We start from the raw sequence: 25371 nt of genomic DNA on the forward strand, positions 1-25371 counted from the left end.
ATATGAGTTAAGGTTTTGAAACGCATTTTTGTATGCCTCCTATCCCTTAAATAAAAACTATCCCTTAAATATAATATCTGCCTCTATTTGCATAAAATTGGCCAGCTGGCCCAATCTTTTTTCGATGCTTTCCCCGATTAAATTTTCCATATCCTGCGGAATGAATAAAAATAACTTACCATCCTGTAATGTGATGGAAGTGCTGCGGATTAATGCCTCTGCGCCGCCGCTTAACCTTTGCGCAAGGCGAAATGCCAATCCCCATCCTGTGGCCCTGTTCATTTGCGCATCACTGGCAAAATGTCCGCCAAGGGGGAAATATCCATCATCGCCGCCAAAACAGCTATATACCGCCTGCGCCATCACCTCGCGCCCCACAACATCAACCCCCGTCCAATTACCATGAAGGGCAATATCCACCCCGCGAACCGACCGAAAATCGGGGTTGGCGCGCCATGCCACATCGCATAAATTGGCCGCAGCAAGACGTAATCTGGGCATATCCGTGCCATCTTCAATGAATAAATGACTTACCCAATCATCCAAAATTTGCCCATGCGCGGGAAAGCGACCCAATTCATTGCCGACATCAGCCGTGCTTTCCAATAATGGGTCTAAATATCGTTGTTCGGAACTTAAATCATTATATAAAATACCTTCCCTAATCCCCTTTGTTGAAACAATAAATTTTTTTGGACCGAAATTTTTGGCAATAATTTTCAACATCAACGCCGCATCATATAATTTACCCGCGCGCATCGAAGCCAGCCATTCATATTGGCCCAATTTTTCGTCATCCATGCCTGCAATCATGCTGATAATATTGTCCAACTTGTCGGCGGGAAGGCAAAATTGATCCATGATGGGCAAAGGATAATTAGTCTCCAACATATAAAGCCGCATCAAAGCACGCCAAGAGCCGCCAACCATGTAGAAATTTTCAATATTTTTGCAGGCGAAATTGGCCGCGCCCAATAATCGGGAAAATTCACCCTCCAAAATCGCCATATCCTGGCTTATTTGTTTGTCAGAGCGAATAATCGCCCTATCCTCGCCCTCTCTAATCGCCTGTAACCTTAACACGCCAAGCGGCATTGAAACACATTCATGCACTTTATTATCCGACAGGATTGCCAGCTCCAAACTACCCCCGCCCAAATCGCCCATCATACCGCATGCATTATTGATAGATGATAATATCCCCATTGCGGCAAAATATGCTTCATCCTCTCCGCCAATAACCTGCATTTCAATGCCCAGTGACGCTGCCTTTTCAACAATTTTATGGCCATTTTTTGCATCACGAACTGCGGCCGTGGCAATGACAATCGGATTTGCGATGCCATATTGCAGCGCCAATAATTTAAACCGTGCCAAGGCGCGTAGGCATCTATCCATCGCATCCTTGCCAATTTTGCCATTTATATCAAGCGATGCACCAAGGCCCGCCAATATTTTTTCATTAAATAAAATATTGGGCGCACGGGCGGGGCCGCCATAAATCACCAATCGAACCGAATTTGATCCAACATCAATAATCGCCTTTTGCGCCTTCACACTTCCGCGCGGTTCGGGCGTAATATATTGCTCGCTCAACTTATCCATATCCACAATTTATCTATATCCCCCAGCCATCTTGGCCTTCATCATGGCTTAATTGTCGTAATTTTGGCACTGATTTTTTCTTCAATGCCTTTCCCCTGCCCGATAGGGAAGGATTATCCATAAAATATTGGTGCAGGTTAAATGGTTTTTTCACTGCCTGCACGCGAACATATTCGCCTTCATTATTCAATGTCCAACTTTGTTGATTATCCAATAAATTGGCCAATAAAACCTGAAATAATATTTGCATATGCACGGTTGGGTTAATCATGGGCAGCATATATTCCACCCGCCGGTCCAAATTGCGCGTCATCCAATCTGCCGAGCTAATATAAACATCGGCCTTATCATGCGGTAATTTGGCTCCATTTCCAAATGCCCAAATCCGGCTATGCTCCAAAAACCTGCCCACAATGGATTTTACTCTTATATTTTCCGAAAGCCCCAATACACCAGGGCGAAGACAGCATATCCCCCGCACGACCAGGCTGATATTCACGCCTTTTTGGCTGGCTTCATATAATTTTTCAATCATTCCCACATCGACCAGGGAATTCATCTTTGCCCAAATTTCACCAGGCAAACCTTTTTCCACATTGGCAATTTCACGTTCGATTAAGCTATTTAATTTTTCCCGCATATTATGAGGTGAAAAAGTGGCCAATTTTAAATCATGCGGCTTAATATATCCGGTGACATAGTTAAATAATTGGACTGCATCTGATGCAGCGTCTTTATTGGCCGTGAAATAGCTTAAATCGGTATAAATTTTGGAAGTGATGGGATGGTAATTACCCGTCCCGAAATGGCAATAGGTGACGATCCCCTCATCCTCTTTACGAATGACCATAGAAATTTTGGCATGGGTTTTCATGTTCACAAAACCATAAACAACCTGAACCCCCGCCTTTTCAAGTGCGTCAGCCCAATATAAATTTTGCTCCTCATCAAAACGCGCCTTAATCTCCACCACAACGGTCACAGACTTGCCTTGCTCTGCAGCGTTGATAAGAGCGCGAATAATGCGTGATTGGCTGCCGGCGCGATATAATGTTTGCTTAATCGCCACAACTTTGGGGTCTGCGGCGGCTTGTTCCAAAAATGAAATCACCACATCAAAACTTTCATATGGGTGATGAACCAATATATCCTTTGCCTTTACGGCAGCAAAAATATCCCCATCATATTCGCGCACACGTTCGGGAAAACGCGGTGAAAATGGGCTAAATTTATGGATGGGCAAATCCAAATCAACTATTTCGGATAAATCGCACACCCCAACAAAGGGCAAATCATCAATAGACGCATTGGGCATCATCGACACATTTTCGATTAAAAAATTGCGCAATTTATCGCCCATTTGTTCGGTTAATTCCAACCTTATCCCATCGCCTCTGCGGCGTCTTTTTATGGCGCCCTTAAAATATTGAACCAAATCTTCGGCTTCTTCTTCAAATTCAATATCGCTATTGCGGATAAGACGGAACATCCCCCAATCTTTCACCTTATATTGGGGGAAAATTGTTTCGGCAAAATGGGCAATTACATGTTCCACCGCAACAAAAATTGGTTCTTCACCAGGCAATTTCACAAAGCGGGCAAGACTGTCTGGCAATAAAATTAACTGCCAAATCTGACGCGCTTTATCATCCTCTATATCCAATAATAAACATCGCCCCAAATTGGCAATAAAGGGAAATGGGTGCGATGGATCCAATGCCTGCGGCGTCAATAATGGGTAAATTTGACCGTAAAAATATCCATGCAGCCACTCTACATGCGCCTTAGACAGGTTTTTACAGCTTGTCACCGTAATGTTCATATTGGCCAATTCTTCGCGCATTGATTTCCAAATATTGGATTGCCGCACGACCAAGGCATCGCTGGCCATTTCAATTTCCGACAATTGTTGGCGCGGCGTGCGCCCATCAAAACTGACCACATCAACATTTTGCATCAATTGCACGGCAAGTCCGGCAACACGCACCATGAAAAATTCATCTAAATTCGTCGCAGAAATAGATAAAAACCTTAACCGCTCCAAAATTGGATGGTTCATATTTTCCGCTTCGCTTAAAACGCGCTCATTAAATTTCAACCAGCTTAATTCACGGTTGGAATATCGTGCACCGCCCACAGGAATGACAAAGCCTTTTTCGGCATCAAATTGGTTTAAATTGCCTGTTGCCGGTGACTTATTATTCATAAATTCCCTAATATATTTGACGGACCAATGGCAATGTGATGGGCGATTTTTGTTCCAATGCCAACCGATTTATCTCAATCGCGCATTGTTCAACTGCCATATATGATCTTTCAATTCTTTTGATTAAATAGGCACTTGCCTCATCATAAATGGTCGCACCACGATCATTTAAATGTTTTTGCAATAAATTTTCGACCATTTCATCATCGGGCGGCGCAATTTCAACCCAATCCATCGAACCAATGCGCGATTTCAAATCGGGCAATGTCATTTGCCATTCAAATGCCGGCCTTTGCGAGGCGAAAATCAATGGGATATTTTTCTCCCTCGCCAAATTCCACTGCGCGAATAAAAATTCCTCGCCACTATTTTGCGCATCATCAATTATCACCGCATCGCCCAATGTGGCGGCATATTTTAACATGGTGCTTTTGCCGCTGCGTCCCGCGCCAGATAATAATAATTGACCGCTTGATTTTTGAAATATTTGATCGATACGACGAACAATAAATTCATTGCAATTTGTAATGATTAAACGGCCAATTTCACCATTAACAATAGCATCAATTGGCAGGGCGATTTGACGCGACATGATTTCACTTTTCATCCTTATATCAAATTATATATCAATATTTTACGCAGCGAATCTATGACTGGCGGCAAGATTGCCTTTTTTATCCCTGGCAGGCCTTTTTTGTATTTTAACATCATTAAACGCAGTCGGCGAAGATTTTGGTGCCGGCCCTGATTTTGGTAATAATGATTTTGGCGCGGGCGCAGATTTTGGTGCTGGCGCAGATTTTGGCGCGGGCGCAGGCGCAGGATCATTATTAACGGGCGCATCAACCGGCGGCGAAAGCGGGGTTATTGGCGTTTCTGGAATTTCACCGCCCATATCGCTTTCATCCATAATCGGCGCTTCTTCCTCAACCGGCTCTTCCAAAACTTCCTCTTGAACCACCAAAGATGAATCGCCCCGCAATCGCCCATTGGCAAGCGCCTGTTGGAACATACCATCCATGCGCGCTGCGCCCTCTACCATCAATCGGCGCATGGCGTTTTCGCCCGTTACGCGCAAATTAAAACTGCCAATTAACTTTTTATCCGGCCCATAAAATGCGGTAAATTTACCCACTAAAGGACCACCGGGCCAACTATGTTCAACCTTTACAACCGGAATCAAAACATCCGCTGCGCCAAATTGATCCATAATCACGCGCCACCATCCACGCCCCCTTCGTTCAATTTGCCCGGCATTTAACAATAGTGATTCGGCCTGAAACCCGCTTGGCCGCACATAATCAATTGTGCTTTCGCTGGTTTTAAATAATGCCCATGCACGTTGCCATTCGGTGCGGCGTTCAAAGACAAAATTTGCGCCGCCATCGGTCATTACCGGCAAAATCAACATGGGTGCGGATCGTCTGGCCACGCCCTTAATGCCCAAAATCTGCCCTGCTCTGGCACGATCAAAAACAACGCCCAATTTTGCTACATAACGGCGCGGGCCAATTTGCTCTTCTTCCACAACAATGGCGGTTACCATATTGTCCAGCGCACTATCGCTTAAGCTCGCGCCCTTGCCATGTCGGCTGCTATATAATTTGCTCCACGCTTTGCGCTGCGCCTCTTGCCATCCCTTGCGCCGTGCATCATCGGCATTATTGCCCGTGACATTTACCTCAATGCCCGCAACTTCAAAATCGCCTGTGCTGGCAATGGGCGCAATACCACGCTTTGGCCCTTCTATCTGTGCCCAAATGGCTGTGGTTCCCAACAATGCAGTCACGCATAATGCCGCACAGATTCGCTTAAAATTTGAAATAGATTTTATCATTAATTCCCTTTTGGCGATTTTGGCATAGAAATCCAAGCAAGAATTCGTTATTCGCATCTTTATATGGCAAATAATGACAATAAAGAAGAAAATTACACCTATGCTAAGGCGGGTGTATCAATCGAAGCGGGCAATGCCCTAGTCAAAGCAATCGGGCCGCTGGCACGCATGACGGCGCGTGCCGGTGCGGATGCTGACCTTGGCGGATTTGGCGGCTTTTTCGACCCCAAGGCAGCGGGTTATAAAGATCCCTTGCTGGTCGCGGCCAATGATGGCGTCGGCACAAAGGTGAAATTGGCCATTGATTATGATCGCCATGATCAAATCGGCATCGATTTGGTGGCTATGTGCGTCAATGATTTAATTGTGCAGGGCGCAGAGCCTTTATTCTTCCTTGATTATTTTGCCACGGGCCGCCTTGAAAATGGAATTGCTGAAAGGGTAATTGCGGGCATTGCCAATGGGTGCATGGAATCAGGATGCGCGTTAATTGGCGGCGAAACCGCAGAAATGCCTGGTATGTATGCAGATGGCGATTATGATTTGGCCGGTTTTTGTGTTGGCGCGGTGGAACGCGGCGAACAATTAACGGGCGAAAAAGTGGCCAATGGCAATATTCTGATCGGGCTTGCATCTTCGGGTGTCCATTCAAATGGCTTTTCACTTGTGCGCCGACTTGCACAGGATAAGGGATGGAAATTGGATCGCCCTGCCTTATTCGACAATGAAAAATTATTGATTGATTATTTAATCGCACCGACAAAATTATATGTAAAAAGCCTGCTCCCCTTAATCCGCAGCGGCGCAATCAACGCCTTGGCACATATTACGGGCGGCGGTTTGTTGGAAAATATTCCGCGTATTTTGCCACATGGGCTTCACGCACATGTTGATGCAGGAAATTGGGAACAACCGCGCCTGATGGCATTTTTACAGGCACAGGGTAATATTGAGCCTATGGAAATGGCCCGCACATTTAATTGCGGCATTGGCATGGTGTTGGTGGTCGATTCGGACAAGGTTGATGACATCTTGCCCAAATTGGCCGAAGCAGGTGAAACCGCCTATATTATCGGCGACATCAAATCGGGCGAAAAAGGATGCACCGTTTCAGGCAAAGATGAAATTTGGAGCGCGAAGGGCGCGTGGACAGCAACGCATCATGGCTGAAAAGGCCAAAATCGCCATTTTAATATCCGGCAGCGGCAGCAATATGGCGGCGCTGCTTTATCATAGTAAATTGCCAAATTGCCCCTATGAAATTGTCATGGTGGGCAGCAATAAACCTGATGCAGGCGGCCTTTCCATTGCCGCCGCAGAGGGAATTAGCATTTTTGCTCATCCGCATAAAGGCATGACACGCGAGGCGCATGACCAAATCATGCATGATGCTGTTATAAAATCGGGCGCAGATTATATCATCCTTGCCGGTTATATGCGGATATTATCAGCTCAATTTGTACAAAAATGGGATGGCCGGATGTTGAATATTCATCCCTCACTTTTGCCCAAATATAAAGGATTGCATACACATCAACGTGCCATTGATGCGGGCGATAAATTTGGCGGGGTCAGCGTGCATTTGGTGACCGCTGAATTGGATGATGGCCCTATATTGGGGCAATGCAAGGTTGCTATATTACCCGATGACAATGCAGAAAGCCTAGCCAAAAGAATATTATTCGCTGAACATCAGCTATATCCCCATATTGTTTGCGAATATGTGTCGCGCTTCCAAAATCCGAAATATTTGCTTGATAAAGTTCGCGCCCTTGCCCTTGCCCTGCCCCAAAGTCATGAGCGTGAAAGCCATGGCAGCGAGGGATGGCGCGTTGGCAGTGAAAAATCGGGCAAATATTTTGCCTATTTTAACAATAGGCATCATGGCGAGGATCATATTGCCCTTTTGGTAAAAACGAGCGGGATGGATGAGCTTTTATCCCTATGTGAGAATCAACCCGATATTTATTTTAAGCCTGCTTATTATGGGGCAAGCGGCTGGGTTGCCATTATCCTGAACCGGCCAAATGTTGATTGGGAGCATATTGCCACATGGATGCAACGTAGCTGGCGCAGCGTCGCGCCGAAAAGCATGACCAAATTAATGGATATTGCCGAGCAATTTTAAACAAAAAAGCCACCAGAAGCGATTCCGGTGGCCTTTTTCATCTATTTGTAGCGATGATTATCCAACAATTTCTTCTGGTTTAAAGAAATATGCGATTTCAATTGCTGCATTTTCGTCGCTGTCGCTGCCATGCACGCTATTTGCTTCGATGCTTTCGGCGAATTCTGCGCGAATTGTGCCAGGTGCAGCATCCGCTGGATTGGTCGCGCCCATAATGTCGCGATTTGCTTGCATGGCATTTTCACCTTCAAGAACCTGAACAACCACAGGGCCGCTAATCATGAAATCGACCAATTCACCAAAGAAAGGACGCTCTTTATGCACAGCATAAAAACCTTCTGCTTGGTCGCGGGTCATTTGGATACGCTTTGATGCGACAACGCGCAGGCCAGCTTCTTCCAATTTTGCTGTCACCGCGCCGGTTAAATTGCGGCGTGTAGCGTCTGGTTTAATGATTGAAAATGTACGGGTAACCGCCATGTGAATGCTCCTTTGGAATAAATGTTGGCCGCGCCTTAGCCTTGCCTGCCCGATATGGCAAGCATTTGCTTATCATATCGGCAAAAATGGACTGCTGATTATAATTTAACAAAAATAACTGGCGGCTTTTTAATCCGCCCATTATCATTATTTTTTATTCTTGCCGCCCATAATCAATATTTGCGTTGCGGCGTCACTGGTTTCCTTGCTGATGACAAAGGAAATATCCTCGCCTCTATCAGATTTTCCAATAATCATTTTGCCATTATCAACACTTGTTTCACTTTCAATTTTGAAACCTTTGGCTTCTGCTTCTTTTTTATAAAATTCTGCCGTATCTTCCATTGATTTATCGGTTTCCAACGTCACAATTTGCGATTCACCATCTTCATTTTTCGTGCTCATCACGCCTTTGGATGTCGCGCCCGGCAAAACGGCAAAGCCAAATGGCATTTGTTCAGGCTTAAGCGTTTCAGAAACCTTCATGCTGCCCTTTTCGGTTTCGATGGAGACCTCATCACCATCTTTCGACACATCTGGCCCACCACAAGCGGCCAGCCCAATGACCAGTGAAATTGCAGCGAATATATTTATAGGTTTAATGGAACGCATCATTCTTTCCTCTATTTTTAATCCTAATAATAAAAGTAAGGTTTAAAAATAATTTTACAATTAGAAAGATGCTTTATTGTTAAATATCAGGGGCCTTTCACCCATTTACCGTCCAATTGCTTCCAATAATGTTTTTCAATATTTTCGCCGTCCAACTCACGCCATGTTGCACGGGCATTGTCAATTTGTTCGGGTAAAAAAAGGAACAGGACACGTGCATATTGCATCGCCAGAGCATCCCAAACGCCATCGGCAAGCGCGATTAAATTTGCCCCATTTATATTTTGTCCATCAGGCGAAATGACAATGGGTGTTTTTGCGGCATCATCATCCTGCGCATGACAATTTGGTAAAAAAGAGCTTTTAATTTGTGTCCATAGCCGATCGGATATTTGATGACATAAGGGCGCATCAGCGCATTTTATGTGCAATCGTTCCCCCGCCTCCAAAATCTTTTGCGCCAATTGAGGCAAGACATAAGGGGCGGGGTCACGTTGTAACTGATAAAAATCTACACGCACTTTATATTCACAAAATATATATCCGTTTCATTCTTATTTTTCAAAATTATCTGCAATAAATTTATCCAATAAACGCACACCAAATCCGGTCGCGCCCTTTGCCCAAGTGGATGTTGATTTATCTGACCATGCGGTGCCCGCAATGTCCAAATGCGCCCATTTCACACCGTCTTTAATATAACGTTGTAAAAATTGAGCCGCAGTAATTGAGCCGCCGCCACGTGCGCCAACATTTTTCATATCCGCAATTGGGGAATCAATCATTTTGTCATATGCCTTGCCAAGTGGGAAACGCCACAAACTGTCGCCTGTGGCCTTGCCTGCCGCGGTCAATTTATCAGACAAATCATCATCATTGGTAAATAATCCAGCATGTTCATGCGCCAATGAGATAATAATTGCACCGGTTAATGTCGCCAAATCAATGACATATTCTGGATTATATTGTTCTTGCGCCCAATGCAGCGCATCACATAGGACCAAACGCCCCTCTGCATCGGTATTAATAACCTCAATCGTTTGGCCGGACATGGATGTCACAACATCGCCGGGGCGCTGTGCATTGGCATCGGGCATATTTTCAACCAACCCGCACACCCCGACCACATGGGCATTTGCTTTGCGTCCGGCAAGCGCCTTCATCGCGCCAGCAACCGCGCCTGCGCCGCCCATATCCCATTTCATATCTTCCATACCTGCGGGCGGCTTTAACGAAATGCCGCCTGTATCAAATGTCACGCCCTTGCCCACAAATACGACAGGCTTTTCGGTTTTTCCGCCAGTGCCGTCCCAACGCATGGCCAATAAACGCGGTTTTTTCGCGCTTCCCTGTGCCACGCCAAGCAGAGCGCCCATACCAAGTGCCGCCATTTCCTTTTCATCCAAAACGGTAATTTCAACGCCCATTTCGGCCAGATGCTGGCACCGTTGAACAAAGCTTTCTGGATAAATAATATTGGCAGGCTCTGTCACCAATTCACGGGTTAAAAACACCCCATCGGCCACCGCGCTTAACCGATCCCAAAGCAAATTATCCGCGCCGCCAGCCGTCACAACATCGCATTGTGTAACAGATGGTTTTAAATTATCCGCCATTTTTGTGCGATAATTATCCCAGCGCCAATTACGTAATTTAACGCCATAGGCAAGATAGGCCGCGTCCTCTGCGGAAATATTATCCCCTGAAACCGCCATATGGCTCGCGCCGCATGTTTGCACTTTGGCAATTAAATTACCACCTGCCGATTGATAATCAGCATTGCGGCCTTCACCCACGCCCAAAACCACCAAACGAACAACATTACCGCCGCGATTTGCGAATAATAAAAAACTTTGCCCCGCTGCACCGGTAAAGCGTCCGGCTTCTAAAGCTTTATGAATCGAGGCATCATCATCAAAGCCAAATGAAAAACCCGCAACCTCTGTTTTTTTAAGGGCGAAGGCAATAATGTCTGTTTTATCATTTATGGCCGTTGTGAACGCGATTTTCATAATAATATTATCTTTCTTTAACTTTATTCGGCGTGATGCTTTATTAAAAAAGCCTATCTGTTTTTATATTTGATTGAGATATAGATAGAGCAGCCAATCGGCAAGGCCAACAATATAAGAAAATAATTTATCTTCGCCCATTGTGTTCATGCCCCATCAAGGGCTAATGACGGAAAAATGATTTTTTAAATATAGAATGACAAAAGATAGCTGAAATATCCAAAACATGAACAGCATCATTAAATATTCCGCTATTTTATTAGCGCCGCTTCCGCTTATGGCCTTGGCCCCTGCTGTCTTTGCATTTGATGGTGCAAATGACGCACAGGCAGGAATAGCGCATAAAAACACTCAATCCAATTCTGCAGATCTCAATGCAGCTCAATCGGTAAAGCCCAATAATGATAAGGAAGACCAAATTTCCTTTTCCGCCGATAATCTGGATTATGACAGCGAAAATGACATTATTACTGCAGATGGTAATGTGAATTTATATCGCGATGGATATAGCTTATTTGCCGATCAAATTATTTGGAACCGCAAAACAGGCGAAGTCAACGCCATTGGCAATGTCCGATCGGTTGACAATATGGGCAATTCCGCATTTGGCGACAATATCGCATTGACCGATAGTTTAAAAGACGGTGCAATTGAAAATTTATTGGTGATTTTGGAAAATGGCGGGCGACTTGCCGCCCAAAAAGGAAGCCGCGTCAATGGCAGGCTGTTCCTTGATTCCGCCGCCTATACCGCCTGTGCTGTGGTTGATTCGCATGGATGTGATAAAAACCCCACTTGGCAAATAAATGCCCGCAAGGTGGTGTTTGATCCGGATAAAAAACGGGTAAGATATGAAGGCGCGGTGGTGAAATTATTCGGCCTGCCGCTTTTACCGCTGCCCGGTCTTTCACACCCTGCGGGTATTGATGCGGGATCGGGATTTTTAGTTCCAGATATTGGATATGACCGTAATAATGGGGCGGAGCTGACCATTCCTTATTATTTTCGGATTTCTGATCAGCGTGATTTGGAGGTTGCGGCCAGCCTTTATACAGAAACCGCTCCTTTGATTAGGGCAAAATTCCGTAGTCTTGAAAAAAATGGCGCTTTCCAAATTCAGGCATATGGCACATTTGGAGATCGGCTTTCTCCCATTTCCGCTGTCGAGGATTCTGGCGCACGCGGATATATAGAAGGAAGCGGCAGTTTTTATTATCCTGATGATTGGAAAATATCGGGATCATTGCGACTGTCCAGTGACCGCACCTTTTTAAGAAGATATGATATTAGCCGCGATGATTTACTGCGCAGTAATATAAATATCGAAAATATTAAACAGAACAGATATTTTTCGATCAATGGTTGGGCATTTCAAACTTTACGAAGTAATGACAGCCAAAGCGAAGTCCCCATTGCATTGCCCGAAATTGATTATCGTCAGATTTTTAATTCACCCATTATGGGCGGCACTGTTGAGTTACAGGCAAATAGCTTGTTAATTGCACGGCCAGAGGGGCAGGATACACAGCGCGCCTTTGCATCGGCCAAATGGCAGAAATCCATTGTCACAAATATGGGGCAATTGATTGATTTCACCCTGTTGGGCCGCACAGATATTTATCATAGCAGCGATAATTTATTGACCGATGTTGTGCTTTACCGTGGTGCATCCGGCTGGCAATCGCGCGGCATTTTTTCCTCTGCCGTGGATATAAAATGGCCCTTTATTGGCAAAGCATTTGGCGGGGTGCAAAATATTACGCCGCGCGTGCAAATTGTCGCCACGCCCTTTGATGCGAATCTTTCCATCCCCAATGAGGACTCAAGGTCTTTGGAGCTTGAAACATCCAATTTATTCGCTCTAAACCGATTTGCAGGATATGATCGTTTTGAGGATAGTTACCGCATTACCTATGGCGTTGATTGGTCATTGGAAACAAAAAATGTTCAGGTAAATGCAAATCTGGGCCAAAGCTATCGCCTATCCAATCGGTCGAGCATTTTTCCCGATGGTACGGGGCTTGCCAATAAAGTTTCCGATTTTGTGGGCAGATATGATGTTCGGTTCAAAGATTTTTTGACCCTGTCGCAACGTTTCCGTTTGGATAAAGATAGTTTTGCGGTCAGACGCAATGAAGTGGACGCAACCATTGGGTCAAAAGAAACCTATTTCCAAATGGGATATTTGCGGCTGAACCGAAATAATTCACTGCAATTAGAAGATATTGCCGATCGCGAAGAAATACGCCTTGGCGCGCGGGTAAAAATTGGCAAATTTTGGTCCATTTTTGGCTCAACCAATATTGATTTAACGGGCCAAGAAGAAGACCCTCTGACCTCTGCGGATGGATATGAACCGATACGTCACCGTTTGGGCTTTTCCTATGATGATGATTGTTTATCCTTTGGTTTAACATGGCGGCGCGATTATCAACCAAGCGGCGATGCGCGGGCGGGCAATAGTTTTTTATTCCGGCTGGCTTTTCGTAATTTGGGCGTATAAGTGAAGATGATAGAATGAATGAATAATATTTTCATCAATAAGCTCAGGCAATGTTCATGAAAATATCATTATTCAACATAATATATGGCCATTTCAGCTTAAATTTTTTTGGTTGATTGATATGGTGCTTAAAATGTTTGGAAAGTTGTAATGAAAAAATTATTTCCTATCAAAAATATAACCGGTGACACTTATCGCGCGGCAAAAATGACCGTTATGGTGAGCATGGGCGCGATAATCATGTCGCTTTCATCGGGCATCACTGCACAGAATCAGGATGATTCTTTGGACAGCGGGCTTAACATTCCTGCAGATGCGCAGCTTTTTGAAAATAATCCAAATGTTCGTAAAGCAACCGCCATTGTCAATGGCACCATCATTACCGGCACCGATATTGACCATCGTTTAGGATTGGCATCAAATGGACAAATAAGCCGTATTCCGGCAGAACAAATGCCCGCAATTCGCGCGCAAATTTTGGCACAGCTCATCGATGAAACCCTTCAAATTCAAGAGGCAGAGGCCAATGAAATTGAAATTACCGATGCAGAGGTTAACAGCAATGTTGAAACCTTACGTCAACAAAATTTCCGAATGTCCAAGGCCGATTTTGCCAAGCATCTAAAATCAATGGGGACTTCGGAAGATAGCTTTCGCCGGCAAATAAAGGGACAAATTGCATGGTCGCGCGTCGTTCGCCGAAATGTTACGCCATTTATAAATGTCAGCGAAGAAGAAGTAACCGCAATTGTTCAACGTGCCGCAGCGGCAAAGGGAACAACCGAATATAAATTGAGCGAAATTTATTTGCGGGCCAATGAAAGCAACCAAGAACAGGTTTTGGGCACCGCGCGTAAATTATTGGACGAAATTGCAAAGGGCGCAAATTTTGGCCAAATCGCCAGCCAATTTTCCGAATCCACCACCGCGGCCCAGGGCGGTGACCTTGGCTGGTTGCGTCCAAATCAATTGCCGACAACATTGGCACAGGCTGCTCAAAAAATGGATCAGGGGGAAATTGTTGTTATCCCCTCACCTGGCGGTATTTCCATATTGGCATTGGTTGACACCCGCACATTGGGCGTGACCGACCCACGCGACCAAATTTTAAGTTTAAAGCAAATTGCGCTGGATTTTCCAAAGGATATTAGCGTGCCCGATTTCCAATTAAAGGCACAGGATTTTAACATGCGGGTTCAGGCGATTAAAGGTTGCGGCGCGGCTGATGCCATGGCCGCCGAATTAAACGCCGATGTGGTGAACAGCGATTCAATTAAAATGCGTGACCTGCCCCCCCAATTGCAAAAAATCATGACCGAATTACAGGTCGGTCAATCAACCCCTGCATTTGGTTCAAAGGATGAAGGGCTGCGCGCCTTTGTATTGTGCGGCCGCGATGCTGCTCCATCGGCAGCCGAAGAAAGCTTTGACGATGTGATGGAACGTTTGGAAAATGAACGTATTGCGAAAAGAGAACGCATCTATCTTCGTGATTTGCGCCGCGATGCAATTATTGAATATAATTAAGGATTAACGGGGCGCACGACATGTCAGGGAATAAAATCACCACGCCAATTGCCATCAGCATTGGCGACCCTGCGGGTGTTGGGCCGGAAATAATTGCCAAGGGGTGGGAAGGCCGCAAAGCAGAAAACCTGCCTCCCTTTTTTGCCATTGGGGATCAAAAATCCATCGAACATTATTGGGATGGCCCAACAGCCATTATCGAACAACCATCCGAGGCTTTGGCCGTTTTTGACCATGCGCTGCCCATATTAAACATGTATGATGGCGGCGATATTGCCGCCGGAATGCCGACACTTGCGGGCGCAAATTGCGCGTTTCAGGCATTGGAAATGGCAACCGGCTTTGCAAAATCGGGCGCGGCATGTGCGCTTGTCACCGGTCCGGTTTCAAAAATACAGCTATATTCAGTGGGCTTTACCCATCCTGGTCAAACCGAATTTATTGCCGAACGATGCGGGGTAAGCCAAAATAACGCCATAATGATGCTTGCCGGGCCCAGCCTGCGTGTTGTTCCATTAACCACTCATATTGCGTTAAATGCCGTTTCAGCAGCATTAACCTCTAGGGTGATTAGACAGAAAATACGCGCCACGGCCAAGGGATTACAACGAAATTTTGGCATTGAAAAACCGCGCATTGCGGTTGCTGGATTAAACCCCCATGCTGGCGAAAATGGCAAATTTGGGCATGAGGAAGATGAAATTATGCGCCCTGCCCTGGCGGCTTTACGTGCCGAGGGTTATGATATTTCAGGCCCCCTATCCGCCGATACCATGTTCCATCGCGATGCCCGTGAAAAATATGATGTTGCCATATGCGGTTATCATGATCAGGCGCTTGTCCCTTTAAAAACATTATATTTTTATGAAGCGGTTAATATCACCTTGGGACTGCCCATGGTGCGGACATCCCCCGATCATGGGCCTGCATTTGAAATAGCAGGCAAAAATATTGCCAGCGAGAAATCCATGATAGAGGCAATAAAAATGGCATATAATGCCGCCCAAGCGCGCGCCAATTATCTACAACAGGCAGCATAAATGTCACTCCCCCCCCTTCGTGAGGTAATTGCCCAGCATAATCTACGGGCGAATAAGGCTTTGGGCCAAAATTTCCTTTTGGATGAGCAATTATTGGATAGAATTGCCGCCGTAATTGGGGATTTATCGGGCAAAAATGTTTATGAAGTTGGCCCAGGGCCGGGCGGATTAACCCGCGCGCTGCTTCGTGCGGGGGCAAATGTCATCGCGGTGGAAAAGGATAAAAGATGCCTGCCCGCCCTGCAGGAAATATCGCAATATTTTGATGGTCGGTTAAAAATTATCGAAGAAGACGCATTAAAAATTGATCCTGCGACCCTTTTTGATGGGCCATTTCATATTGCATCAAATCTGCCCTATAATATTGGCTCTGCGCTTGCGGTTAATTGGCTTTCGGGACAAAATTGGCCGCCAAAATGGCAAAGCTTGACATTAATGTTTCAAAGAGAGGTTGCTGACCGCATTGTTGCACCGCATGGCAGCAAAGAATATGGCCGCCTATCCATATTGGCACAGTGGCGCGCAGAGGCCAAAATCGCCATGCCGGTCCACCGTTCGGCATTTACCCCGCCACCCAAGATAATGTCCGCCATCGTTCATATTACACCTAAAAACGCGCCAGACGGAGTAAACCCCTATAAGTTAGAAGAAATTACCGCCGCTGCATTTGGGCAAAGGCGCAAAATGTTGCGTCAAAGTTTGAAATCCGTCGCGGGCGCTTTGGACGCAATGGAGGCTGCAGGAATCCCTAGTGACCGAAGGGCAGAAACAATTTCGGTTCAAGAATTTACCAAATTGGCCAAAATATTATCAAAATAATATAAATCGCGTCATAAAGCGGGCATTAAAGCCGCAATTCCCCATGCCTTAAAATCATAAAGATAGTTTTTTTCGAAACTTGTTATTCGGGGGTGGCAGGCTGGCATAATAAAAGCTAGATAGGCTGAATGAGCAGCATTTCAAATGAAGAACAGTTAATATTATCTCAAATTCAACATGATATAATGTTGAACCAGATTTTAACGTGGAGCGCAGTGAATAGCGGGTCGGCAAATTTGCCCGGCCTTGCGCAAATGGCCGCAATGCTGGCCGATGCCTTTTCCATATTGCCCGCCGACATTTCCCTGTCCAATCCCCAACAGCATGAAATTATGAAAGCCGACGGCAAAGTTCAACAAGTTGAATATGGCCAGCATCTTGTGGTGACAGTGCGCCCCGACGCCGCATTACAATTGCTGTTCACCGGCCATATGGACACGGTTTTTCCGGTGGACCATCATTTTCAACATGTCACATGGCTTGACAAAAATATTTTAAATGGCCCCGGCGTAGCCGATATGAAGGGCGGCATTGCTGTAATGTTGTCCGCTTTACATGCCATAGAAAATAGCGCGATTGCCGAAAAATTTGGTTATCAAATATTGATAAATTCTGATGAAGAAGTTGGCTCTCCTTCCTCTGCTGCGTTAATAGCGCAATTGGCCAAAGGTAAGGCAGCGGCCCTTACCTATGAACCTGCATTACCCGATGGCACATTGGCTGGTGAACGCGGCGGAAGCGGCAATTTTTCAATTTGCATTAACGGGGAAAGCGCCCATGCAGGACGCAACCCCGATGATGGCCGCAATGCAGTGCTTGCCGCCGCAGATTTAGGATTGCAGTTAAAAGCGCTAAGCCAAGCGGGCTTGTCCGTTAATCCGGCAAAGATAGAGGGCGGATCGCCAAATAATGTGGTGCCCGATCATGCTATATTGCGCGTTAATTTTCGTCCAAAAACATTTGAATTGCAATATTTTGCCGAAACCAAAATGCACGAAATTATTGAAAATATCAAAATAAAGCATGATGTTGCCGTGCATATGCATGGCGGATTTGGCAGGCCGCCAAAGCCGATTGATGATAAGGCGGCAAAATTATTTACCCTGGTCAAATCATGCGGCAAGGATTTGGGGATAGATATTAAATGGCAATCCACTGGCGGAGTGTGCGATGGCAATAATATCGCGGCCTGCGGCGTTCCCGTGGTTGACACAATGGGGGTAAGAGGCGGCTCTATTCACAGCGAACAAGAATTTTTATTAACCGATAGCTTGGTTGAGCGGGCAAAACTTTCTGCGCTCGCCATATCACGAATTGCACAAAAAGGCGGATTATGACCTATATTTTAAGACCGGTTCAAACCGGCGATGTTCAACCAATTTATGAAATGGCGAAAAGCACGGGCGGCGGTTTTACCAACTTACCCCCTGATAAAAAAACTTTATCAGCCAAAATTGAACGGTCAATCGCGTCATTCATCCGCGTTGGCGATGAAATAAGCGACGATATTTTCATGTTCGTTCTTGCCGATGATGAAGCCGGTGTCATCCATGGCACATGCCAAATTTTTGCCTCCGTTGGGCAAAGATGGCCATTTTACAGCTATCGGATTAGCGCATTAACACAACATAGCGAAGAATTGGGCCGCACATTTCGCGCCGATATTTTAAATCTTTCAACCGATTTGGAAGGATGCACCGAAGTAGGCGGGTTATATCTTCACCCCAATGCGCGTTCGGGCGGATTGGGTTTATTATTGGCCCGCAGCCGATATTTGTTCATCCGCAATCACCGCAACCGTTTTGCCGATAAAACATTGGCCGAATTACGCGGTGTTATTGATCCGGCGGGTTCTTCCCCTTTTTGGAATGGGGTTGCTGGACGTTTTTTTGGCATGAGCTTTCAAGAAGCCGATGAATTTAACGGCAAAAATGGCAATCAATTTATTGCCGATTTAATGCCCAAACATCCTGTTTATATCGCCATGTTACCAGATAGTGCCCGCGCGGTAATCGGCGTGCCGCATACATCGGGCCGGGCGGCGATGCGGATGCTTGAAAATGAAAATTTTGTTTGGGAAAAATATGTCGATATTTTTGATGGCGGCCCGACCATGTCGGTTAATACCGACCGGATTAGCACCATAGAAAAAACCAATGATGGTGTGATTTCAGATATTATCTCTTATGAAGATAGCAATAAAATTGCCGATGCAAATATGGTCAAAATGCTGATTTGTGCCGGACAGTTAAATGATTTTAGATGCGCCTATGGCTGGGTCAAGCAAGATAAAGACAATGTGCAAATTGACATGATTTGCGCCAAGTCACTCCGCCTGAATATCGGCGATAGCATCAGTTTTGTTCCAAGGGGTTGAGATGAAAAATATTGAAATAAATTTTGACGGTATCATTGGGCCATCACATAATTATGCAGGATTAAGTCTGGGCAACATTGCCTCATCAAAAAATAAGGGCGCGGTTTCCATGCCGCGTGCCGCCGCTCTTCAGGGTATTGAAAAAATGCGCTCAAATATGAATTTGGGCCTAACTCAAGGGTTTTTCATGCCCCTTCCCCGGCCAAATATCGGCTGGTTAAACCATTTGGGATGCGATTTGGAAAATGCGCCAGACGCGCTTCTTGCTGCGGCATATAGCGCCTCGTCCATGTGGGCGGCAAATGCAGCCACAATTTCCCCTGCCGCCGATACAAAGGATGGCAAAACGCATTTAACACCGGCCAATCTTATCACCATGCCGCATCGCAGCCATGAATGGCCCGACATGCAAAAACAGTTAAAATTGATTTTCGCCAATCAAGAATATTTTACCGTGCATGACCCCATAAAGGCCCCCTTTGGGGATGAGGGCGCGGCCAATCATATGCGGCTTTGTTCTCGCCATGACCAATCAGGCATTGAAATATTTATTTATGGCAAAAGCGGCGGTGCATTTCCTGCGCGCCAACATGAACAATCCAGCAGGGCCATTGCCCGCCTGCACGGATTGAATCCAGAAAAAACATTGTTTATTGAGCAATCCGAAATCGCAATTGCAAGTGGCGCTTTTCATAATGATGTAGTCGCAGTTGCCAATGAAAATGTCCTGTTCACGCATGAACAGGCATTTCAGGATAAGGACGCCGCCTATGCGATGATAGAAGCAAAAATGCCCGAAGCAATTATCGTTGAAGTTCCAAAAGATCGCATCTCACTTGCCGATGCGATAAGTTCTTATCTATTCAATGCTCAGCTTGTCACCCTTCCTAATGGTGATGGCATGGCGCTTATCCTGCCATCTGAATCGCAAGAAAACACCCCGGTTTGGAGCTGGCTTGAGGAAATGGTAGCGGGCAATGGCCCTATTCAAAAATTGGTGCCAGTTAATGTGCGTCAATCCATGGCCAATGGCGGCGGCCCTGCCTGCCTTCGTCTGCGCGTGGTTTGCAATACAGACATGGTTGACCCGCGGTTTATCGCCACAAATGAAAAATTGGACCAGATAAGCCAAATTATCAGCCAATATTGGCCCGAACAAATTTCGGCCGATAATTTGCGCGACATGGCATTGTTGGAGCAGGTTAAAATTGCCCGCACTCAATTATTAACCGCTTGTGATATTGATGATCTTTTATAAACAAATATAATTTTTTACACATGGCAAAATAATCGTCGGTTAACTTTACAATAACCATTTGCATTAACCATATAAGCTGCTGAAATTACATTTTGGCACGGCCTGTGCATTATATTAGTTATGAGAAAATTAACCAGATTATTCACCATTAAAACCAAAGCAGAGGTTTTCCTTGTCACTTATGCATTAGGGCTTGGCGCGGTAAAGCGTGGTGAGGAATATTTATTTCAATATCCCGGAAATATTGGCAAAGTTTTCTTTGTTCTTTGCACCTTTGCCGTGTTTTTGGCGGGTTCAAAAATGTTACAAGCGGTCGAATTTCAAAATATGTTCGGCAGCGAAAAATAATATATTGAATATATAAAGAAAAAAGGTGGAGAGCTTCTGTTGCCCGGCGCCCTCCGGGCCGCTGTAACCTTCCTGTTGCCCGGCCGGTTCGGCCGCGTTCTTGTTTAGTAATCTATCCCGTTAGGGCGTCAATTACGCTGCAAGAGCAAGTGCTTCGTTATCGTTTGCACTTATAAGTTTTGAGCCTATAGCGGGTTACTCAGCCCGGGTGAAAATAATGCCTTTGAACACACGTCGATCCTGGTTCGGCCCCGTCAATATTGCCAATCATTTAACATAATCGACCATTTTGGTGGAGCCGCCGGGTACTGCCCCCGGGTCCGCTGCATCTATTACACATCATCATTTATCGCCATAGTCCGCCGAAGCGAACATGACATATATAGACGCAATTTCATGAATAGGAAGTGAAAGGGATAAAAAAAATTTTACGCCCTTATAAACCCTGCATATTTCTGCTTTCACTGGGTATAGCGACGGTTAAGCCGTCTAGATCCTTGGTCAATAATATCTGACAGGATAATCTGCTGGTGCGGCGAGCGCCCGCAGCAAGGTCAAGCATATCTTCTTCATTCTCGCTTGCAGGGGGTAATTTATCAAACCATGCGTCCTTTACAATGACATGGCAGGTGGAACAGGCCATCTGCCCCTCACATGTCCCCTCCAATGGTTGGCCGGCCGCCTGCCCCACATCTAACAGGCAGTCCCCTTCATTGCCCTCCACTTCTTGGATAACCGAACCGCTTATATTGGTAAAAATGACTTTGACCATTAAAATATTTCCTGATTTTGCGCACATTGATTTATAATTTGGGCCGCTTTATCTATTTCTTCCATGCTTGTATAACGTCCAAAACCCAAACGGATAGAGGATTTTGCCTGTTTGTCACTTAACCCAATGGCTTTAAGTACATGGCTGGGCCGTCCCGAACCGCTGGCACAGGCGGAGCCCGCCGAAAATAAGATATTTCTGGCTTCGGATATTAAGCGATCTGCATCAAGTCCATCTTTTCGAATATTGAAATTTCCATAATATCTATTTTCAATATCTCCATTTATGTCCCATGATGCGAATAATTTCACCGCCAAATCCCATAAATGGCGAACATGCTTATTATCCGTCTCCATATTCTGCTTCGCGATTTCTGCAGCCTTGCCAAAACCAACACATAAGGCTGGGGATAAAGTTCCTGACCTCATTCCCATTTCCTGCTCTCCACCATGTTGAATTGCGTTTAAATGAATGTCATCGCGAACCCATAATGCGCCAACACCCTTTGGCCCATAAATTTTATGTGCCGATATCGCAATCATATCCGGCCCTTCGTCTATCGCCATTCGGCCATATGCCTGAACCGCATCACATAAATATAAACCGCCTGCATCATGCGTTTTTTGCGCAATTTTGTTTATGGGTTGAATTGTACCAATTTCATTATTTACCATCATGGCAGATATAAGCGCTGGAGGGTTATTTTTTAAAATATTTTCTAACTCATCTAAATTGACTAAGCCTACTTTGTTGACGCTTAACATCTGCACTTCATGGCCAATGCGCCGCATTTCATCCATATTATCCAATATGGCTGCATGTTCAATTGTGGTTGCAGCAAAACGTTTATATGCGCTGCCTTTAATAGCCAAATTTATCGCCTCTGTTGCACCGGATGTGAAAATCAATCGTCCACCCTTGGGCAATAGGGCCATTATTTGTTCTCTTGCATGCTCCACAGCTGCTTGGGCCATCCTCCCGCCCATATGGCTGCTATGTGGGTTATAATGATGATCGCGCAGCCATGGTAACATGGCATCCACCACCTCTGGCGCCATAGGGGTTGTGGCCTGATAATCCAAATAAATGCTTTTTTGGTTCATTCACATTTCCCAGCGGCGTGATTAACATATTTTCTAATTAACATGTTATTTTTTATCATAATGCCTTGATGATAATTTTATCCAACTATTGATAAACGCATCCACATCCGACATTTTGCTATTATGGCCAAGGCTAACTCTAACCACCTCGCCCGCGCTTTTCATGTCATGCCCCATGGCGGTTAAAACATGGCTTGCCTTTAACGTGCCCGATGAACATGCACTGCCCGCCGATACCGCAATGCCGGCCATATCATAATGGATTAACTGCGCCGAGGAGCTGACCCCGGGCAGACGATAACTGGATATGGTGGACAGGCGGTTTCCTGATTGGCCAATTATTTGCCCTCCATGCGATAAAATTGCGCTGTCCAGCCTATCCCGCATTGCTGCAATATTGGCCGTCCATTCAAAGCCAGCTTCAATAGCAGCGGCAAAACCCAAAATGGCGGGCAAATTTTCCGTGCCGCGTCGATATCCCTGTTCTTGCCCCCCCGTGGGAGACAATCTGCCCAGATTTTTTACCAATAATGCCCCAATTCCCGGCGGCCCGCCCAATTTATGCCCCGAAATGGCAATCATATGCGCAAGGGGCAATGGCAATTTTCCCGCCCCTTGGGAGGCATCGCAAAAAAATAACGCCCCATTTTCTTTGGCCCATGCCATAATATCATCGGTATTTTGGATGATGCCAGTTTCATTATTCACCTGTTGCACAGCCACCATGTCACATGGGGATAGGGTATTGATATTCACCTGCCCCTGCTCATCAACTCCAATAATTTGCGACTTATCCGCCAATTTGCCTGCTGACAAAACCGCATCATGCTCAACCGCGCTCAGCTGAATATGACTTTTGCCCTTTAATGCGGTGTAAATGGCCTCGCTCGCCCCGCTGGTAAAAATCAACTCCCCATCCCAATCCAATGCGCTTTTTATCCGGTGGCGTGCATCCTCCAATAAAGCGCGCGCGGCGCGGCCCGTTAAATGCGGCGAAGATGGATTGGCCCAGCTTGAAAGGGCACTACTCATTGCCTCAATCGCCGGGGCAACCATCATCGTTGTTGCCGCATGGTCCAAATATATTTGTTCTTTTGTCATCATTATCCGTGGCTATTGCCTTATATATTGCGCATTTTTCCTATATGTTTATATATAGGGGGTAGAATCTTCAAAAGCTATATATTCAACATTCTATATGATGCGTATAGATGCTTTGAATATGTATTTTTCATTTAGTTAGAAAATAAATTATTATATGCCATCAATCATTATTCCTGGCCCTGAGGGCCGTTTAGAAGCCCGTTTCAGCCCGCCACCACGCCCACGTGCGCCCGTTGCAATGATTTTGCACCCGCATCCTCAGGCTGGCGGCACTATGAATGACCGTATAACACAGGAATTATACAAAACATTTGTCAAACGCGGCTTTGGCGTTTTGCGGTTTAACTTTCGCGGTGTAGGCCGCAGCGAGGGCGAATTTGACAATGGCATTGGTGAATTATCCGACGCAGCAGCCGCCCTTGATTGGGTTCAAAATTTCCATCAAGAGGCAGAAACCACATGGATTGCGGGTTTCAGCTTTGGCGCATGGATTGGCATGCAATTATTGATGCGCCGCCCGGAAATTCGTGGATTTATCTCCATCGCACCGCCCGCAAACATGTATGATTTCAGCTTCCTTGCCCCCTGCCCATCATCTGGCATTTTAATTCAGGGTGCGGGCGATGAAGTTGTTACCCCCCATGCGGTGCAAAAATTGGTGGATAAATTGCGCACGCAAAAACATATCACCATTCACCATGATGAAATTCCCCGCGCCAATCATTTCTTTGAAAATGAACAGGAAATGTTGATGGCTTCGGTTAATAATTATCTGAATATGCGGTTGGACCCAGATTGCCCGATTAAATAATTTCGATTAAATAATTTATTGGGCCGTTTGAAGCGAAGCGGATTTTTCTGCCTCACTTGGAATGGCCCAAATCGCAACATTGGCAATCATGACAATTGCCGCAATTATCATCAATAATGGCTTTTGCCCCCAACCTTCCCTGCGGCCCATGGATATTGCCCCCCAAATAAGGGCAAAACTGGTCAGCATCAATGCGCCCATAATAAAATCGCTCATATAATTTACCCTTAAATCGCCAAAACTGCGCCTATTGCTTTTGTGAAATAATAAATCCCATTTCTTTATAAGCAAGGGGTAGAGTTATTTTTATCCCTGCACTAAAAGACGCGCATGCGATTCTGTAACAGAATATAAACCAGCAATATAAGGGGTGAGTTTTGATGAAAATTGCACTTGCATCAGATCATGCAGCGGTTGAAATGAAAACTGCGCTTATTCAATGGCTGAATGAAATGGGCCATGAAATCACCGATTGCGGCCCTCATAATGATGATAGTGTGGATTATCCCGATTATGGATATAAATTGGCGGCGGTGATTGCCGACAAACAGGCCGATTTTGGCATCGCCATTTGCGGATCGGGCATTGGAATATCAATTGCGGTTAACCGCCATCATAATTGCCGCTGTGCATTGGTGGGCGAGCCTTTATCCGCAAAATTATCGCGCGAACATAATGACGCAAATGTCATCGCACTTGGCGCGCGTTTAACCGGCATTGAAATGGCAAAAGAATGCGTCGCCACATTTATCAACACATCATTTGGCGGCGAACGCCATCAACGCCGTGTTACAAAATTATCCAACCCGCAATTTTGAGATAAAGGGAA

Annotated in this window: 24 protein-coding genes and 1 other RNA gene; 12 read left to right on the forward strand and 13 right to left on the reverse strand. The window is 45.6% G+C overall.

Annotation, left to right across the window (positions count from 1 at the left end; translation table 11 throughout):
- Positions 1–57 precede the first annotated feature (57 nt).
- From LPB140_RS08680 to LPB140_RS08695, 4 genes are read right to left on the reverse strand one after another with little or no spacing between them, the layout of a single operon-like run.
- Positions 58–1605 carry a Ppx/GppA family phosphatase gene (locus LPB140_RS08680; protein ID WP_072559495.1) on the reverse strand — a complete coding sequence of 516 codons (1548 nt, stop codon included), beginning with the start codon at positions 1603–1605 and terminating at the stop codon, positions 58–60.
- A 13-nt stretch (positions 1606–1618) separates the two neighbouring features.
- Positions 1619–3811, reverse strand: a complete 2193-nt coding sequence (locus LPB140_RS08685) for an RNA degradosome polyphosphate kinase (RefSeq protein ID WP_072559496.1) — start codon at positions 3809–3811, stop codon at positions 1619–1621.
- 7 nt (positions 3812–3818) lie between these two features.
- Positions 3819–4418 (reverse strand): HdaA/DnaA family protein, encoded by a 600-nt coding sequence (locus LPB140_RS08690; RefSeq protein ID WP_072559497.1) that lies wholly within the window; start codon positions 4416–4418, stop codon positions 3819–3821.
- Between the two features lie 27 nt (positions 4419–4445).
- Positions 4446–5648 (reverse strand): heavy-metal-associated domain-containing protein, encoded by a 1203-nt coding sequence (locus LPB140_RS08695; protein ID WP_156874180.1) that lies wholly within the window; start codon positions 5646–5648, stop codon positions 4446–4448.
- Between the two features lie 63 nt (positions 5649–5711).
- On the opposite strand from LPB140_RS08695, the gene purM reads away from it, so the two are divergent.
- Both purM and purN read left to right on the forward strand, forming a co-directional pair.
- On the forward strand, positions 5712–6818 hold the full coding sequence (purM, locus tag LPB140_RS08700) for a phosphoribosylformylglycinamidine cyclo-ligase (RefSeq protein WP_072559499.1): 1107 nt from the start codon (positions 5712–5714) through the stop codon (positions 6816–6818).
- A complete protein-coding gene (gene purN, locus LPB140_RS08705) occupies positions 6811–7776 on the forward strand; it encodes a phosphoribosylglycinamide formyltransferase (RefSeq protein WP_072559500.1) in 966 nt (321 codons plus the stop codon). The genes purM and purN overlap by 8 nt, the downstream gene beginning before the upstream one ends.
- Positions 7777–7833: 57 nt before the next feature.
- Here purN and ndk read toward each other — a convergent pair whose 3' ends face one another.
- The 4 genes from ndk to LPB140_RS08730 all read right to left on the reverse strand — a co-directional run bounded on the left by ndk (position 7834) and on the right by LPB140_RS08730 (position 10880).
- Complete coding sequence (gene ndk, locus LPB140_RS08710; protein ID WP_072559501.1) at positions 7834–8256, reverse strand: nucleoside-diphosphate kinase; 423 nt, start codon at positions 8254–8256, stop codon at positions 7834–7836.
- 147 nt (positions 8257–8403) lie between these two features.
- On the reverse strand, positions 8404–8871 hold the full coding sequence (locus LPB140_RS08720) for a hypothetical protein (RefSeq protein ID WP_156874181.1): 468 nt from the start codon (positions 8869–8871) through the stop codon (positions 8404–8406).
- Positions 8872–8954: 83 nt separating this feature from the next.
- Positions 8955–9389, reverse strand: a complete 435-nt coding sequence (locus tag LPB140_RS08725) for a DNA polymerase III subunit chi (protein WP_072559504.1) — start codon at positions 9387–9389, stop codon at positions 8955–8957.
- A 33-nt stretch (positions 9390–9422) separates the two neighbouring features.
- Positions 9423–10880, reverse strand: a complete 1458-nt coding sequence (locus LPB140_RS08730; protein ID WP_072559505.1) for a leucyl aminopeptidase — start codon at positions 10878–10880, stop codon at positions 9423–9425.
- Positions 10881–11106: 226 nt separating this feature from the next.
- Between LPB140_RS08730 and LPB140_RS08735 the strand changes: the two genes are divergently transcribed.
- From LPB140_RS08735 to LPB140_RS08770, 8 genes are all read left to right on the forward strand, one after another.
- Positions 11107–13383 carry an LPS-assembly protein LptD gene (locus LPB140_RS08735; RefSeq protein WP_232223385.1) on the forward strand — a complete coding sequence of 759 codons (2277 nt, stop codon included), beginning with the start codon at positions 11107–11109 and terminating at the stop codon, positions 13381–13383.
- Positions 13384–13533: 150 nt separating this feature from the next.
- Positions 13534–14910, forward strand: a complete 1377-nt coding sequence (locus tag LPB140_RS08740) for a peptidylprolyl isomerase (protein ID WP_083550228.1) — start codon at positions 13534–13536, stop codon at positions 14908–14910.
- 20 nt (positions 14911–14930) lie between these two features.
- Positions 14931–15950 carry a 4-hydroxythreonine-4-phosphate dehydrogenase PdxA gene (gene pdxA / locus LPB140_RS08745; protein ID WP_072559506.1) on the forward strand — a complete coding sequence of 340 codons (1020 nt, stop codon included), beginning with the start codon at positions 14931–14933 and terminating at the stop codon, positions 15948–15950.
- Positions 15951–16769, forward strand: a complete 819-nt coding sequence (gene rsmA, locus LPB140_RS08750; RefSeq protein WP_072559507.1) for a 16S rRNA (adenine(1518)-N(6)/adenine(1519)-N(6))-dimethyltransferase RsmA — start codon at positions 15951–15953, stop codon at positions 16767–16769.
- Positions 16770–16897: 128 nt separating this feature from the next.
- Positions 16898–18106 carry a hydrolase gene (locus LPB140_RS08755; protein ID WP_072559508.1) on the forward strand — a complete coding sequence of 403 codons (1209 nt, stop codon included), beginning with the start codon at positions 16898–16900 and terminating at the stop codon, positions 18104–18106.
- A complete protein-coding gene (locus tag LPB140_RS08760) occupies positions 18103–19146 on the forward strand; it encodes an arginine N-succinyltransferase (protein ID WP_072559509.1) in 1044 nt (347 codons plus the stop codon). Before LPB140_RS08755 ends, LPB140_RS08760 begins: the two co-directional genes overlap by 4 nt.
- Position 19147: 1 nt before the next feature.
- Entirely contained in the window at positions 19148–20404 is a 1257-nt protein-coding gene (locus tag LPB140_RS08765) for an N-succinylarginine dihydrolase (protein WP_072559510.1), read from the forward strand.
- A gap of 120 nt (positions 20405–20524) precedes the next feature.
- Entirely contained in the window at positions 20525–20752 is a 228-nt protein-coding gene (locus LPB140_RS08770; protein ID WP_072559511.1) for a hypothetical protein, read from the forward strand.
- Between the two features lie 60 nt (positions 20753–20812).
- Here LPB140_RS08770 and ssrA read toward each other — a convergent pair.
- From ssrA to LPB140_RS08790, 4 genes are all read right to left on the reverse strand, one after another.
- Positions 20813–21163, reverse strand: a transfer-messenger RNA (tmRNA) gene (gene ssrA, locus LPB140_RS08775).
- A gap of 25 nt (positions 21164–21188) precedes the next feature.
- Positions 21189–21524, reverse strand: coding sequence for a 2Fe-2S iron-sulfur cluster-binding protein (locus LPB140_RS08780; protein WP_072560717.1), 336 nt, complete (start codon positions 21522–21524; stop codon positions 21189–21191).
- Positions 21524–22627 (reverse strand): cysteine desulfurase family protein, encoded by a 1104-nt coding sequence (locus tag LPB140_RS08785; protein ID WP_072559512.1) that lies wholly within the window; start codon positions 22625–22627, stop codon positions 21524–21526. Before LPB140_RS08785 ends, LPB140_RS08780 begins: the two co-directional genes overlap by 1 nt.
- Before the next feature lie 45 nt (positions 22628–22672).
- Positions 22673–23728, reverse strand: coding sequence for a cysteine desulfurase family protein (locus LPB140_RS08790; RefSeq protein WP_072560719.1), 1056 nt, complete (start codon positions 23726–23728; stop codon positions 22673–22675).
- Positions 23729–23885: 157 nt separating this feature from the next.
- On the opposite strand from LPB140_RS08790, the gene LPB140_RS08795 reads away from it, so the two are divergent.
- Positions 23886–24542 (forward strand): alpha/beta hydrolase, encoded by a 657-nt coding sequence (locus tag LPB140_RS08795; RefSeq protein ID WP_072559513.1) that lies wholly within the window; start codon positions 23886–23888, stop codon positions 24540–24542.
- Positions 24543–24557: 15 nt separating this feature from the next.
- Here the strand turns inward: LPB140_RS08795 and LPB140_RS08800 are convergent, their stop codons facing one another.
- A complete protein-coding gene (locus tag LPB140_RS08800; protein ID WP_072560721.1) occupies positions 24558–24758 on the reverse strand; it encodes a hypothetical protein in 201 nt (66 codons plus the stop codon).
- Positions 24759–24922: 164 nt separating this feature from the next.
- Here LPB140_RS08800 and rpiB point away from each other — a divergent pair, with 164 nt between their 5' ends.
- Complete coding sequence (rpiB, locus tag LPB140_RS08805) at positions 24923–25360, forward strand: ribose 5-phosphate isomerase B (RefSeq protein WP_072559514.1); 438 nt, start codon at positions 24923–24925, stop codon at positions 25358–25360.
- Positions 25361–25371: the final 11 nt, after the last annotated feature.

It is taken from the genome of Sphingorhabdus lutea (assembly GCF_001889025.1).
Taxonomy (GTDB): domain Bacteria; phylum Pseudomonadota; class Alphaproteobacteria; order Sphingomonadales; family Sphingomonadaceae; genus Sphingorhabdus_B; species Sphingorhabdus_B lutea.